Genomic DNA, 14,654 nt, shown 5'->3' with positions numbered 1-14,654 from the left:
TAATTGATAGTAAGAGCCGTATATATTGTATCACTTTTATTTTTTTTAAAATAACTGCGAACTTTATTTAATTCGGATTCTTTTAATAAACAACCCAAGGAGCTTTTATGCTTTGCAATGCCAAAAATAAAGATGGCAGCTTATGCACTGAGTTAGGTGCAGGTAGAAATAATCGTTGCTATAAACATGGTGGGGCATCTACTGGGCCTATAAGTGAATTAGGTAAATTGATAAGCTCTCGTAATGCATTTAAACGCTTTCCTAATTGGTTCTATTTAAACATTGTTGATGATTCATACATATCAAGAGCAGACAAGGCTTTTATAGATTTAGATATCTTAATGGATAGTGATATTATTCAATGGCATAAAGTGTTTGATGTAGTGGATAAAAATCAGATACCACTTGAAACTATGAAATATTTTTTATTTGAAAAATATGGTTCTGATGCTTTGTTAATAATACAAACAGCACTTGACAAATATTACCAAGAAATGGATTACCAGCACTTTAAGTTTCATGTGTATCAGCCGCAGTTTCAGTTAGATGATTACTATCAAGTAATAACACGACCACAAAGCCATTTTTTAGATAACTGGATGAAGACACATGACACCTGGTAAGAGTTAGTAACATAAGTAAGTAATTTAATGAGTGCGCACTCACCTTTATTTAATATTTTAAATTACAAGCTTATGACCATTAACTTTCAACCATTCCTTATGCTCAAGGTAATCAGGCATTACTCGTTCAACTTCACGCCAGAACTGTGGAGAATGATCCATCTGTATCAAATGACACAACTCATGGATAACTACATAATCCACCACTCGATTAGGTGCCATCATAATGACCCAATTAAACTCTAAGTCACCATAAGGTGTACAGCTACCCCAACGGCTTTTAAATGACTTAATTCTAATTACGCCAGTCTCAACACCTACGATATGGGCGTAACGTTCAACCTTCTCTCTTATCTTCTTTTCAGCTTGACGCTTATACCACGATATAAGCCCTTTACGTGCGTATATCCTATGATCGATGTCGTCAGGAAGGGTAATAGCTAAACGCCCCTGAATAAGCCTTACAGACTGGTAATCCCCCGTATTTATCTTTAAGCGATAATTACGACCTAAGTAAGAAAAACCTTCCCCAGAAACAAACGCTTTCTCACGTTTAGGGGGGGCTTGCTCATGAATCGCCAACTTCTCAATAATCCACGTATGCTTACTTTCAACAATTTGAACAATGCGTGACATATCGAGCGCTTTAGGTACCGTGATAGAAACCTCACCTTCAACGACATTAATCGTTGCTGTTTTGGTGCGCTTCGTACGATTAACATTAACCAGATAGCCATTAGCCGCTATTTGCTCAAGTGCTGCTTTATCTGCCGCCATTATTTACCAAACTTTGTTTTTGCTAATTCCATAAAGCGCTCCTGCAAAATATTCACTAGTGATTTATCACCAAATGAACGCATTAGCACCTCACGTTTGATCTCTTTCTTCATTCGCTTTATTTCATCAGGCTTGTTAAAGAAATCAACAATCATCGTCGCTTCATCAAAACGTTCAACTAATGCTTGGCTGGTGGCTTTGACTTCTTCAAAGACATCTTCAGCAACAACACCTTCATTGCTAACCTTCACCACTTCAGCCATCAGAATATTATAAAAAGCGAATTCCGTTGCTGATAAACCAATATCTTGCGCAGCCTGTTTATGCTCACTCGCAATGCTATCGACCATGTGTGATAACAGCTCTAATTGCTGCTCCCATTTACCTGCTGTTTTTTCAATAATGTCACGCAAGCGCAAACTTAATGAGCGGTAATACTCTGGATCATCATCAAGATTAATCGTGATATGGTGCTTAATCGCGCTTTCTATTTCTGACGCTTTCGCCTCATCTGATTTATTGGCTTCTACCTTTTGTTTAAAGTTAGCCGCTAATAAATCGACAGGTGGAATTTTCGGATTAACTCCCGTACTAAAGATATGATCGTCCACCAGCTCACGCACCTTCTCACCTACACCAGATAAGTCCATCCCTGTATCGTGATACATATTTCGAGCATGATTATGAACTTTACCTAACAGCTTTAAATCAGCAATGAAAGGAGCCGCTGCCGCATCAGGTAAAACAATATTCATCTGCTTACCAAATGCCTTAAATGCCATTTCAAACTGGGCTCTTACCACTTCATCTTTAATCGCAAGCACATAATCTTCGATATCATCCCCTTTTACATTTTTGAAAAAGGACATCGCTCTTGTATGAGTCGCCTTTAACTTAGGGATTTCATCTTTTAAGCTTTGATATGTTCCTTCAACATCATCACTACTAAATAGCTGTAGAGCTTCAGTAAGGTAGCCAGATAACCCATAATAATCGACAACGTAGCCACAACTCTTCCCTTTATAAGTGCGGTTCACACGGGCAATAGCCTGCATTAAAGTATGATCTTGTAGCTTACGGTCGATATACATTACCTGTGCAATCGGTGCATCAAAGCCTGTTAGTAGCATGTCTTTTACAATCAAGAATGCCGTATTATCGAACTTCTTATTTTTCTCTTCCGTTCCGACTTTATCGACACCAAACGGTTTTTTAAAATTCGCTATGACTTTCTTTTGATGTGCCTTATCGGTGTACTTGGCAATGTATTGTTTATCGTTATGATCCCCTGAAATAATGACCTCAGAAGGTGGCGCACCTAATTCATCCAATGTTTGCTTATAAATAGCCGCAGCATGACGACTACCTACCACTATCATTGCTTTAAAACCGTCAGGGCGAATATGTTCACGGTAATGTTTTAATAAGTCCAAACACACCCAACGAATACGAGCAGGCGCTTCACGTACAGCTCGTTCAACGCCATACTTTTTCTTAATCTCTTTTTGCTCTTCTTTTGAGTAATCACCAAAGAATTCATCAAACAGCTTATCTAGCGATTCCCCCGCTACTTCCGTTTTAACTTCTCGGCCTTCATACAACAAACGAACAGTCGCACCATCATCAACAGCTTCATTAATCTTGTACTGATCAATATAACCACCAAACGCTTGAGACATCTTCTGTGTCTTAAGTAGTGGAGTACCAGTAAAACCAACCTTAGGCGCATTAGGTAGCGCAGCGTTAATCGTCATAGCTAAACCACCAAACTGGGTACGGTGTGCTTCATCCGCTAAGACAATGATCTTTTCACTTGGGTTTAAGCCACTAAAACTGGATTTCCCGTTTTCTGTTAGCTCTTTCTCCAAATCAACAAACTTTTGCACCATCGCTGTCACAAGATCAGAACTATCTTTTTTCAACAATGCTTTTAACGACTTCACCGAATCAGCGTTATAAACCGTTTCACCTTGTGCATCACGAAACGTATTAGATAGCTGCTCATCGAGTTGGGTACGGTCTGTAATAAATACCAACTTATATTGTTTAAGCGCTTCATCTCGACGCATCTTTACAGCCAGCATTACCATCGTCAGAGACTTACCACTACCTTGGGTATGCCATACAACACCAGATTTATCCTGACGAGTCTCACCCGTTTTAAGACGCTCGATAACCTTATTCACCGCACGATATTGCTGATAACGAGCGACCTTTTTGATCATGCGACCGTCATCAGTTTCATAGATAACAAAGTTCTGCAAAATATCGAGGAAGCTAACAGGGTTAAATACACCTGCAAGCAGTCGTTGTTGAGCTGTAATACCCGAAGAGCTCGGCAATTCAATATCAAGGGCTGACGGTTCAAACTGATGATGCTCAGATACAAAACGTTCTAAGTCCCATTTACCTTGCTCAATACGTAGTTGAAGGGCTTGTGCTTCTAATTGTTCATCAGTAAATGGATAGGCATCTTTCCAATCACCATAATGCTGAGCGTTAGAGCTGATTGTGCCTATCTTAGCTAAATCACGGCAACTCGATACCATTAATTGGTTATACCAAAATAGGCGCTCCGCCCCTTCGTTATCTTCAGGGTGGCGTAAATTCGCATAACGTCTTAGCTGATCGATACCCGCAGACATAGGGCTCGTAATATAAGGGGATTTACATTCAATGATCGCCAATGGAATACCATTCACAAAGCAGACGATATCAGGAATGATGCTTTGATTAACACCTTCCACTTTAAACTGGTTCGTACACAAGAACTCATTCTTTTCAGGGTTTTCAAAGTCAACCAACTTAACCGTTTGACCTTTGCGCCCTTTCCCTAAATCTTGTTCAACCGAAATGTAATCCACCAGCATGTGATAAATAGCATGGTTATATTCCATCAACGCTGCAAAGTGAGGGTGGGTAATATCTCGTACGACTTTGCGTAAGTTCTCTTCACTGATCCAAGGGTTAATGCGTTTAATCGCAGACGACAAACGTTTGACTAATATGACATCTTTCAAGTAGGTACGCTCAGGTTCACCTTCTTCAAAATAATCAGGTGACAGCTTGTTGCCATGAATATATTCCCATCCCATACTAATTAATTGGGCAATAGCTGGCGCTTCTACTTTATTAAATTCGTCCTGATTCATCGTCTACGTCTTTACCATCAGATAATTGTGTCTGATTTTACCGACAATCTTGTTTGAAAACATTGATTAGTAATCACCTGCCTGCATATTTTTCTTTTTTAGGTAAATTCCCCCCCTCCCGAGTGATTTTTGTATTTGGCATTATTCCTACCGCCAACTGGTGGCACATTGATAATACAAATAGAGGAATAAGATAATGGATCAACACGATTGGGATAACTACTCATGCCAACTCAACCCAGAACATGATGCTTATTGGCAAAGTCGAGGTGAAGATGAACGCCCAGATGATTGGGAAGATCAATTAGAAGATGACGAATAAATCTAAGCTTAATATGTAGCGATACATCGCTGTATCGCTACAAGATACAATAAGAATGGTACATCAATGAAAGATATTAATTTGATCAACGATCTTTGTGCTCAACATAAGCGCTTTAAAGACATTGAGAATGAATCAGCGACAGTGGTAACAACACCTGAAAATCATTACTTAGTTATACGTTTAGACGGCATTAACCTTAGTCGAATCTATTTGAAAAACGATATTGTAAATAAAAAATTCAAAATGATACTGGCAAAAGCAGTACAGCAAACTTATTACCGTCTACACCGTAAAAGTCCAACAAATGCTCAACAAATCTTTCTCGCAGCATTCATGGCATCGGATGAAGTTTCTTTTATTTTAAACACGTATGATAACTACTACGATGACCGTATATTAAAAATAGTAACGACATTAGCATCAACACTCAGCTTTCTCTTTACCAAAGAAGGTATACATCACAGTTTAGAATCTGAGCACACAATATACGGTGCATTCGATGGCAAGCCTTTAATCTTAAAAGATAAACAACAAGTAAAAGACTATATCGCTTACCGCTCTGCTATTTATTATCGTAATACAATGGGAAAAGAGTTGCGCTTAAATGGTGTGTCTGACAATGAACTTTACAATGAGCATAACCACAATAATCTCAGCTACTATCAATCAAAATATCAAGAATTGAACCTTAATATAGAGTCAATGAAAAAAAGCTGTACCGTGTTTGTTCCTTGCATTGATGACGATAAAAAATTAAAGCCAATAAAAAATAGATCATTAGTAAAACTCATTGAGCTTTACAGCAACAGCATCGATAAATTTGAAAACTATTTAGCGGATAGAAACCAATAAACAGGCATGGGTGTTGTACGCTTATAAAGCGTACAACCTCATTATTATTTTGATAAAAAGTGCTGGTGGCAATGATACTGATAATATTGAGTATATTGGCTAAAAACTCGCTTCCAAATAGCAGTAACATCAATATCTGAACCAAACTCTCGTTCAATTCTCTTTATTTCCCCCACTAATAGAGCATCAACCCCAAGCGCCATCTTTGATAGTAATAAAAGATGGTTTCTCCAAGCAAAATTAATGGATTCAGAAAAAGCATCAACAAAAGAGCGTAGCTTCTCTGCAGAAGGAAGATCTTGTTGTTTAAACCATTTCTTCAACACATTGTATTGAGCATCTTTTAATGTTTCTACTGTACCTTCTTTTTGATTAATTGGAATAAACGAGGCCAGTTGTCGGTTACTCACATCAATATCATTTTCATCTAAAATACACCGTATGACTTCCCAACAAGAATGAAAACACGTTTCATTATTGTCAGGTTGAGTATAGCGATCCATGATTCTGCAAATAGCACTATGTACAGGTTTATTATCAGCATCAACGCTGAGTACATTGTTAACTTCTAAATAACCAATGTCATAACAAGCAATGCAATTCAGCAAAAAATCAAATTCAAATTTATACACATTCTCAATTAATTCTACTTTTTGACTCTTAGTCAAAGCTTGCACATCTATATCCTGCAATATTTGCTCAACAGTTATTAAAATAGGTTCATCCAATTGAGTATATTGCTGATAAAAAGAATGTAACCTTTTTTCCCAGTATTGTTGTTTATCCGAGAAATACGTTTCACCTGCATGAAATTTCTTTTTGTTTTCTTCATAAAATACAATTTCTTGCTCGCAACGTTGGCTAACAAAATCGACGAGTTTTTTATAGTGCAATAATTCTTGTTGATTAACGTCAGAATCGTTTTGCAATTCTTGATACATCAACAATAACCCTAACCAACCAGATGCATTCGAGTTAACGGCTAAAGCTCTATCTACCAGTGGGTACTTATTAGGAAGCATGAAATTTAAAAGTACATTAGATGACTTCTTCATCGCTTTGGTTAACTTTAAAAATATTCTTTTACCTACACCATGTCGATGTATGTTATCTAACGAGCTAGGTGATATTTCGGGAATAGATGCATCTTGCTGACGTACTAGCTGATACCATGTTTTGGCATCATGTTTGATATTTAAAAAGGCATAGATTTCTTTGACTGGTGGTAGAAATTGATTGTTACGTCCATCTTCAACTTTAAATTTATTATCTTTGGTAATACGTAGGGCTTCTTGTTTTTCCAGCTCTTCAAACTGCTGCTTATCTGATTGTGTATTATCCATTGTCACAACATAAACCTTTAAACATTTTGCGGGTACAGAAACAAAAACACCTTCATCATGTGAAGGTGTTTTGTTAAATATCAGTCTACGTTAACACGGACTTTGCCTGTTAGTAGATCTTGCATTAAGGCTTTTTTAATAGCGTTTAACTGAGATACTTTCTTTACTTTCTCATTTAAATAATAATCAATAGAATCTATCTTATTCACAATCATCTTTTGTTCTGTGATACTTGGTATTGGAAATTGTAATTGTTTAATTGTAGGTCCGGTTACAACTTGGCGCCCACCATCAGATACCATTTGATTTAATTGCAAGGTAACAGATGGCCCATTAACAAGTTGATACATTAGATACTTAGAATCAACCTTACTTTTATCTGTTGATATTCTCATTAGATTAGAGGACATAATCCAACCAATGGCCTCTTTAGGAATTACAACTGAACGGCCTACATCTGCCACTCGCGAAAAAACCAAGTCTCCTTCGGAAACACTGTAGCCACTCAATTCTCTAGCTTTTTCATTAGTAACAAAATAAATATTTTTTGTTTCTAATTTACCTACGCCAAGATTCTGAATATTAATTACAGGAACTCCTTTCTCTTTAAAGTCACTAGATTTTAAAGAAGAACCAAAAGGGCCTGTTTTTAATACTGGCTTACGTTTTTCAGACATGTCGTCTAATGTCCAAACATCCCACCCCTTTGGAATACGCCCTACAGGAGAATCTTTAAACTCAGTATGTGGCTTTCCATCAATACCGATACCACGGGTTAACAACTCTTGCATCATGCCTGTTTTTAGGTCTTTTAGCTTGTTGATTTGTGCCTGTGTTTTTTCAATCACATCGTCAACAGACGTCAGAATCGCTGCAATTTTTTGTTGTTCAGGCTTACTTGGTGTAACTATCTCTAAATTTTTCACATCAGATGAGTTTATTGCTGGATAATTAGATCCAACAACAAGAGCATCAATCTGTCGTGAGATATCATCAGATAAAATCGCATTAAAAAGAAAAGAATTATTATTACCATTCTTTGCTCTAAGTACAGCAAAACCAGTAGAAGCAATAAAATTACTTCCTTTAGCCTTAAAATGTGCGAATGACTTTAAATTCGGTCTTACTGTTGACATTAATACATCATCAAATTGTACCTTTTTCCTCGCTCTACTAGGAGCTTCCGAAAAACTAACTTCATTATTAGGAAGTACAACTTTACCTGTGGATACAGATCCAATATCTATATAGCTAAATTTATAATTAGGATTAGTGGATCCTTTTAATGTATCTTTATCTATGTCAGCTAAAGTAGATAACAAATTATAAGTCCACCCTTTGGGTAATTGATTACTCATAACCCAGTTCCTTCAAGTAACCATGCATCACTTGTTCGGCGTCAGTGACCTCTGCATCTAATTGATATAATGATACTTGGTACTTATCCCACCAGCGTTCTAATTGGCTAATCACCTTCGCATCAACCTCATCGCAAGCCGCTTCAACCACAGTACGGATATGTTCTTTACGCTCAATCTCAGCTTTAAAAATAAAGTAGTTATCATCTTTGCGATCAAACACCGTTGATACATCAAAGCCGTTTAAGATTTCTTCTTCAATATAATCATCTTGGACTTCACGTACAGGCACACCACCATGAAGTAGTGCACGAACATCAAAGATTTCTGCTGGTGGCGAAGTATCAGCGTAACGACGAATATTTAAGTTGAAATCGTTCTCTGCAATTTCAGAGTAAGGTACTATTTTTGAGTAACGTTTGATGTCTTCAAAGTTATTGAAGGTAGTAACAATTTTGGCTATGTCTTGTTCACGCAGTTTGTTCTGGTTTTTACCTTCTTGGAACTCTAACTCGCCATTAATGAACAGCACTTTACCTTTACGGTCACTTGGCTTGTTCTTGTTAATAATCAACATACAAGCTGGAATACCTGTACCGTAGAATAAGCCTGATGGTAAACCGATCACCGCTTCCAGTAAGTCATCTTCTAACATGCCTTGGCGGATCGCCTTTTCACTAGAACCACGGAATAACACACCATGCGGCATAACAACGCCTACCATGCCCTCGGCATTAGTACTGGCAATCATGTGTTGTACGAACGCTAAATCACCCGCATCTTTAGGTGGTGTGCCATAAGGGAAACGACCAAAGCCATCGTTATCACATTCCTCTTTACCCCACTTTTTCAAAGAGAATGGCGGGTTAGCAATAACACGGTCAAAACACATTAACTCGCCCGCTTGAGTATGCTGCGGCTCACGTAGGGTATCACCTTTACGAATATCAGCATTGAGGACACCATGTAAGAACATATTCATCTTACAGATAGCCCATGTGTTTAGGTTCATCTCTTGCCCGTACAGCGACAAGTTCGATGCATTCTCGCCATGCTTAGCAAGGTAGTTACGCATTTGGATCAACATACCGCCTGAGCCTGTTGTTGGATCGTAAATACGCATTCCCGCATGAGGCTTTAACAATGCCACCAGCAGTTGTACCACTTCAGATGGGGTGTAGAATTCACCACCTTTTTTACCTGCGCTATCAGCAAACATCTTGATCAGGTATTCGTAAGCTGTACCTAGTAAATCTGGGCGCTCAAAGTCGCTATTGCGTAAGCGGTGTTGGCTAAAGTGCGATAACAAATCACGTAATTTCTTATCAGACAGCTTATTTTTGATGTTGAAGTCGATAGTAACCAATACCCCTTCAAGGCTTGGGTTGTATTCTTCAATCTCTTCTGTCGCTTTGTTTAGGCCAGCACCAATATCGTGCTTTAAATCTTTCAGTACATCCCAACGTGCATTAGCAGGAATAAAGAAAGTATCATCATACTCATCTTCATCTTGTGCCAATTCTTCAGCTTGTTGCTGGGTTTTACCTTTATCAAGGTAGAACTGAATAACCTTCTCTTGCTCTTCTTCAAACGCATCAGACAAGCGCTTTAAGAACATCATACCGAAGATATAATCTTTAAATTCAGAGGCATCCATGTTGCCACGAAGGATATCAGCCGCTTCCCACAGGAACGATTCAAGCTGTTGGAGAGATAAATGATTTGTCATAGCACTTCTTTTAATAGCTGGTGGCACAAGGAAGACACAGTGCCCTAAAGTTGGCAAGATTTTACAGGGAGGAAGTAGGTTCAACAATGCGTAAAATTAAGTAACTGTCGCATAGTGAAAGATAAGTGCTTCTGAATTAAAGCCCCCACGATTATGATGGTTACATTTTTATGCTATCACATTAAGGATATGATCCGATGGCTACTATAAGTATCAGTAAAAGCGCTATTTTTGAACTAATCATGGCGGCATTAGAAGCCTATGCGATAAAACACGACCGTGAATCAAAAGTGGCTATTGAAACCTTTGCTCACCTATGGGGCTCTCACAACAAGCGACTTCCATTTAAGTGTAACGTTGAGCATATTTCTGTTGAAACATCAGCCAAAAGACGACGAGATAGTGTTTCAACACAATATATTTCATTAGATCTAAAAAAAGATATCGCTAGAGTGTTTGGCGAGGGATATAACCATTTAGGTAATTTTCATACTCACCCTTACTTTAAAGATGAAGATAAAAAGGACAATAAATATACAGCCAATAAAATCCGAACAGAAAAGTTATTTAATTTTAGCGACCAAGACCACCTTAGCGAAATCAATGAGCCAACTATTAAAGTTGGTAAACATTCTTTTTCTGTTGCTTTGGTAATGACCGTATTCTCGATGGAAAGAGCAGATGACCGCGCTGATGGATATATTGATAGTAACCTTTACGAGTTATCGCTTGGTAACATCAAACTATGGTTAAAAGCACAAGTTTTTGAACATAAAGAGAAGTTATGCCTAACAGATGACGAACTCAACGATTTTTCAATATATGGACTGGACGCATCTAGTTATGATGATCATGACACGCTTCCTATACCTATAACCACGGATATAGATTGTGACTTTTTGTATTCGGGCACTTACCTAGAAGGATTTGGTCGCCTTGTGATTGATGATAAAGAAGCAACCTATAAAGATACTAAATCAGCAGAAAAACGTTTTTACCATTCTGTTTAATAAATTGAACCATCTGTATTAACAGTCTTAAACAATTAAAAGCTAATGGAATAACGCAAATAGCGAGTTAATATCATGGATGATTTATCTTTATTATTGAAATCATTGTTGCAACCCTTACTTTCTGAATTAGAAGCAGAATCAGCCTTAGTTAACACTAGCTATCCTAACTTACTAATTGACTTCGGAGCTGAACTCGCCGTTGGTACAGCCTACATTGATTGCTATCAAATAGAGCCTAGACTTGAACTCCTTGTACGTGAACTGCCCAAATCATTGCTTTATTGGTTATGGTGGAACTCGCCATGCAGTGAAGGAATTACAAGCGCTAAAAACATTTCAGAATTCAATGATTGGCATGAAAAAGTAAACGATGACGAGATATTTAGTGGTGTTGAACACCTTCTGATAACGGCATTAAGACCGATGGCATATCATGCGTTCGTTGAATACTGTAATACACCTAGAAAAGAAAAAGAGCCAACTATTGAATCTCATTTAGCTTCTGATATCGCTCAAACGATACGACAAACAGTTGACGGCTACTTTGATCAACCAAGTTGGACATATATCGGTGATGAAATTAACAAATTAAGGTTATCCACTGAAGTAAAACATAACTTAAAGCCAATCTTAACTCTTGTCGCTCAAGAAGCTGTACATGCCATCTTATGTGGATTTGCAGGCAATATAGCTTTAGGTTCATCACCAAAACAGAAATATCACATTTTAACAAGAGACGGTTCCCAAATAGGTAGCATGGGCGACTATCTAATTGAAGAGTTTGATAAAAGTGATAATACAAAACCAGTCATTTACTGATATGTATTGTATTCAAAGAGAAGCCAGACATTAAATTGCTGGCTTCTATCTACATCTCAACCAAATAGCGAGATAACGTTACTCACTTCATTCGCATTCAATTTAGCTTCCCAACGCTCAAGTGCTATACGCTTCTCTTTAAAGTAATCATAGCGGTCATAGTGCTTAGAACTAACATCATTCATTGAGTGGTTTTGAATACGATCTCTTATCTCTTTTGATATACCCAGCTCCCCTGCTAATGTCTTCACTGTGCGACGTAAATCCCTTGGCACAAACTTATTAAACTCAGTATCTACACAAAATTTACGGATTTTTCTGGATAGATAGTTTGGGTCTAAATGCCCTGATGCACTATCTCTGGGGAAAAGGTAAACACTATCACCGCTGATCTCTTTTAATCGGCATAATAGTGAGTATGCTGTATCAGTTAAGGGGATTAAATTAGCCCTGTAGTTTTTTGAAACTTCACCAGCAATTTCAAATGATGCGTTATCAAAATCAACACAATCCCAACGGGTAGCCATCACTTCATAAGGACGCTGCCCTCCTAAATGAACGCAGAGCTTAATTAAGATATGAATATCTTCCTCAAAATACAGCCCTGATTCATTGCTAAGTAACAGATAGAGTTCATCCCATTTTAACCAACGTTCACCAACCCTATCAGCATGTGATTGTTTAGGTACTGGTGTCACTGGATTAAATGTCACATTAAATAATGTCTCAGTACACATTTTGGCAGGGTCATTATCATGTTTCAGTGCATGATTAAATGCAGCATGTAGGTAAGATCGAACCTTGTTACTTTGAGAACTCGCACCTCGTTGTATCATCTTAGCTAAAACCATTTTGATATCATGAGGTGTAACATCTTTAGCTTTTGTTGCTGGTGGAATTACCGGATAAACATCAGCTTGAATAGCCTTTCTTACACGTTCACTAGTACGCTTACCATCTAGCACCATTTGCTTAATATAACTATCAACCAACTGTTCTAAACAACCCAACTTATTTTCTAAGCTCTTTAATCGTTCTATTTCTCTCTCAGCTTGCACTTTTGCTTCACGTTCTTTTTCTAGCACTTCCTTTGGATTGAGCCCTTCTTTCAACATCCCACCGTAGGTTTGAGCTAACGTACGTGCATTATCTAATGACATCTGCGGGAAAGCACCCAATTGGATGAAATGGCGTTGTCCTTCTATAAAGAAACGAAAAACGAAAACTTTCGAGCCAGCAGAAGAACCACGAATACCTAAGCGACCACACCCACGCTGATTAGTCTTATCCCATAAATATTCACAAGATTTATCTGTTTTAAAGCCTTTAATTTTCGTAACCGTCAGCATTACAACCTCATATAAAGCATGGCGCAAAAAACTGGTCTAAATTTACGTAAAAACTAGTGCAGTAACTAGTGTAGTTAGTGACGTAATTAGTGCAGTTAGCGCGAAATAGTATGCTAAGCAAAGTAATACTACAAAACACGATAATCAATATAAGATTTTGATTTAGAAAGACTATTAAAGATAATGAATCGAAATTAGTTTAAATAAAACATTGCTTTATTTCGACTCCTAAGGGGAAGGCCACTGGTTCGACTCCAGTAGGGAGCGCCATATTATGAAAGCCAGCCGAAAGGTTGGCTTTTTTCATATATAACACACTGATATCCTATTCATTGATCTAAGTACCCCCTTATTATATTCACCACAAAAATAGCATTAAAGCACTCATTCACCGCTAAGCAAAAACCTCACTCAGCTTTGACAAAGTTCGATATTTTCCTGTTTTAAATCAGAGTAATCTAAGTATAAGAAGATCATTTTGAAACATAAGCTTACAGTATTTGAACGGTGTTTTTATTGCTTTAAGTATATACTAGTTGCACTTTATAACGTTAATGTTATAAGCATATTTAGGACGTCTTTATGAAAATGAAATTAGCCTCAATTATTGTTTCAGCAGCACTTCTTGCTCCAGCTGCAGCTATGGCTAACACACCTGTTCAACTTTCTGTTCCTGGTGTTAATTTACCTTCAGGTAATGTTACAGGTGCTCGCTTAAACGTTTTATACGGACACACTAGTTCAGTGACAGGTGTGAACTTCTCTCTATTAGGCCTTTCTGATATCGATACGTTTAAAGGTTTAAACTTTGGTTTAGCATTTGGTGTGAACCGTACTCGCTCAATGATGACAGGTCTTGAGTTCGGTCTAGCTAACTGGAACGACGGCAATGCAAAAGGTGCTGACTTTGGTGCAGTAAACTACACAGGTGGTAACTTTACTGGCGCACAATTTGGTACGTTTAACTATGCTGGCTCACTAAATGGCCTCCAGTTTGGTCTAGTAAACGCAACCGATCATATCAATAAGGGTATTCAGATTGGTCTAATTAACTACGACAAATCGGGTACTTTCGTAAGCAAGAGCTTACCTGTATTCCCTATTGTGAACGCACGATTCTAATTCATTCGCGTAAACAAGAAAGCCTCGCACTTACCCGTAAACAGGTGTAATGCGAGGCTTTTCTTTATTAAATAGCAGGTATAAAAAAACCTCGCTTACGCAAGGTTTAAGAATTTGGTGGAGCTAAGCGGGATCGAACCGCTGACCTCTTCGCTGCCAGCGAAGCGCTCTCCCAGCTGAGCTATAGCCCCA

The 14,654-nt window shown here is 37.9% G+C and carries 12 protein-coding genes and 2 tRNA genes; 7 read left to right on the top strand and 7 right to left on the bottom strand.

The window, feature by feature from the left end:
• Positions 1–107 precede the first annotated feature (107 nt).
• Positions 108–623 (top strand): HGGxSTG domain-containing protein, encoded by a 516-nt coding sequence (locus E5A76_RS14445; RefSeq protein WP_061012983.1) that lies wholly within the window; start codon positions 108–110, stop codon positions 621–623.
• Between the two features lie 57 nt (positions 624–680).
• Here E5A76_RS14445 and E5A76_RS14440 read toward each other — a convergent pair whose 3' ends face one another.
• A complete protein-coding gene (locus tag E5A76_RS14440) occupies positions 681–1,400 on the bottom strand; it encodes a M48 family metallopeptidase (protein WP_161119341.1) in 720 nt (239 codons plus the stop codon).
• On the bottom strand, positions 1,400–4,552 hold the full coding sequence (locus tag E5A76_RS14435) for a type I restriction endonuclease subunit R (protein WP_161119340.1): 3,153 nt from the start codon (positions 4,550–4,552) through the stop codon (positions 1,400–1,402). The genes E5A76_RS14440 and E5A76_RS14435 overlap by 1 nt, the downstream gene beginning before the upstream one ends.
• 196 nt (positions 4,553–4,748) lie before the next feature.
• Here E5A76_RS14435 and E5A76_RS20710 point away from each other — a divergent pair, with 196 nt between their 5' ends.
• Both E5A76_RS20710 and E5A76_RS14430 read left to right on the top strand, forming a co-directional pair.
• The gene (locus E5A76_RS20710) at positions 4,749–4,874 is read left to right on the top strand and encodes a hypothetical protein (RefSeq protein ID WP_262383664.1); all 126 of its coding nucleotides are present in this window, start codon (positions 4,749–4,751) and stop codon (positions 4,872–4,874) included.
• A 66-nt stretch (positions 4,875–4,940) separates the two neighbouring features.
• Positions 4,941–5,729 (top strand): tRNA(His) guanylyltransferase Thg1 family protein, encoded by a 789-nt coding sequence (locus E5A76_RS14430; RefSeq protein ID WP_161119339.1) that lies wholly within the window; start codon positions 4,941–4,943, stop codon positions 5,727–5,729.
• A 44-nt stretch (positions 5,730–5,773) separates the two neighbouring features.
• Here E5A76_RS14430 and E5A76_RS14425 read toward each other — a convergent pair whose 3' ends face one another.
• The 3 genes from E5A76_RS14425 to E5A76_RS14415 form a co-directional block, all read right to left on the bottom strand.
• Positions 5,774–7,078, bottom strand: coding sequence for a hypothetical protein (locus E5A76_RS14425; RefSeq protein ID WP_161119338.1), 1,305 nt, complete (start codon positions 7,076–7,078; stop codon positions 5,774–5,776).
• A 74-nt stretch (positions 7,079–7,152) separates the two neighbouring features.
• Complete coding sequence (locus tag E5A76_RS14420; protein ID WP_161119337.1) at positions 7,153–8,430, bottom strand: restriction endonuclease subunit S; 1,278 nt, start codon at positions 8,428–8,430, stop codon at positions 7,153–7,155.
• Positions 8,423–10,159 (bottom strand): type I restriction-modification system subunit M, encoded by a 1,737-nt coding sequence (locus E5A76_RS14415; protein WP_161119336.1) that lies wholly within the window; start codon positions 10,157–10,159, stop codon positions 8,423–8,425. Before E5A76_RS14415 ends, E5A76_RS14420 begins: the two co-directional genes overlap by 8 nt.
• A gap of 197 nt (positions 10,160–10,356) precedes the next feature.
• On the opposite strand from E5A76_RS14415, the gene E5A76_RS14410 reads away from it, so the two are divergent.
• Together E5A76_RS14410 and E5A76_RS14405 are read left to right on the top strand one after the other, a co-directional pair.
• Positions 10,357–11,169 (top strand): hypothetical protein, encoded by an 813-nt coding sequence (locus E5A76_RS14410; protein WP_161119335.1) that lies wholly within the window; start codon positions 10,357–10,359, stop codon positions 11,167–11,169.
• A 75-nt stretch (positions 11,170–11,244) separates the two neighbouring features.
• Positions 11,245–11,991, top strand: a complete 747-nt coding sequence (locus E5A76_RS14405; protein ID WP_161119334.1) for a hypothetical protein — start codon at positions 11,245–11,247, stop codon at positions 11,989–11,991.
• A 56-nt stretch (positions 11,992–12,047) separates the two neighbouring features.
• Here E5A76_RS14405 and E5A76_RS14400 read toward each other — a convergent pair whose 3' ends face one another.
• Positions 12,048–13,340, bottom strand: a complete 1,293-nt coding sequence (locus tag E5A76_RS14400) for a tyrosine-type recombinase/integrase (protein WP_161119333.1) — start codon at positions 13,338–13,340, stop codon at positions 12,048–12,050.
• 194 nt (positions 13,341–13,534) lie between these two features.
• Here E5A76_RS14400 and E5A76_RS14395 point away from each other — a divergent pair.
• Positions 13,535–13,610 (top strand) — tRNA-Arg (locus tag E5A76_RS14395).
• Positions 13,611–13,922: 312 nt separating this feature from the next.
• Entirely contained in the window at positions 13,923–14,462 is a 540-nt protein-coding gene (locus E5A76_RS14390) for an LA_2272 family surface repeat-containing protein (protein WP_045069681.1), read from the top strand.
• 115 nt (positions 14,463–14,577) lie between these two features.
• On the opposite strand, the gene E5A76_RS14385 is transcribed toward E5A76_RS14390, so the two are convergent.
• Positions 14,578–14,653 (bottom strand) — tRNA-Ala (locus tag E5A76_RS14385).
• Position 14,654 lies beyond the last annotated feature (1 nt).

This window comes from Photobacterium lucens (assembly GCF_009873615.1).
Lineage (GTDB): Bacteria > Pseudomonadota > Gammaproteobacteria > Enterobacterales > Vibrionaceae > Photobacterium > Photobacterium lucens.
Note: the sequence above shows the minus strand (reverse complement) of the source record. Positions and strands in the feature narration are given on the sequence as shown.

What these genes read in the sequence shown, in the direction of transcription:
- E5A76_RS14405 (WP_161119334.1), top strand. Translation starts at nt 11,245, where the DNA reads ATGGATGATTTATCTTTATTATTGAAATCATTGTTGCAACCCTTACTT.
- E5A76_RS14400 (WP_161119333.1), bottom strand. Translation starts at nt 13,340, where the DNA reads ATGCTGACGGTTACGAAAATTAAAGGCTTTAAAACAGATAAATCTTGT.
- E5A76_RS14435 (WP_161119340.1), bottom strand. Translation starts at nt 4,552, where the DNA reads ATGAATCAGGACGAATTTAATAAAGTAGAAGCGCCAGCTATTGCCCAA.
- E5A76_RS14390 (WP_045069681.1), top strand. Translation starts at nt 13,923, where the DNA reads ATGAAAATGAAATTAGCCTCAATTATTGTTTCAGCAGCACTTCTTGCT.
- E5A76_RS14430 (WP_161119339.1), top strand. Translation starts at nt 4,941, where the DNA reads ATGAAAGATATTAATTTGATCAACGATCTTTGTGCTCAACATAAGCGC.
- E5A76_RS14420 (WP_161119337.1), bottom strand. Translation starts at nt 8,430, where the DNA reads ATGAGTAATCAATTACCCAAAGGGTGGACTTATAATTTGTTATCTACT.
- E5A76_RS20710 (WP_262383664.1), top strand. Translation starts at nt 4,749, where the DNA reads ATGGATCAACACGATTGGGATAACTACTCATGCCAACTCAACCCAGAA.
- E5A76_RS14410 (WP_161119335.1), top strand. Translation starts at nt 10,357, where the DNA reads ATGGCTACTATAAGTATCAGTAAAAGCGCTATTTTTGAACTAATCATG.
- E5A76_RS14415 (WP_161119336.1), bottom strand. Translation starts at nt 10,159, where the DNA reads ATGACAAATCATTTATCTCTCCAACAGCTTGAATCGTTCCTGTGGGAA.
- E5A76_RS14440 (WP_161119341.1), bottom strand. Translation starts at nt 1,400, where the DNA reads ATGGCGGCAGATAAAGCAGCACTTGAGCAAATAGCGGCTAATGGCTAT.
- E5A76_RS14445 (WP_061012983.1), top strand. Translation starts at nt 108, where the DNA reads ATGCTTTGCAATGCCAAAAATAAAGATGGCAGCTTATGCACTGAGTTA.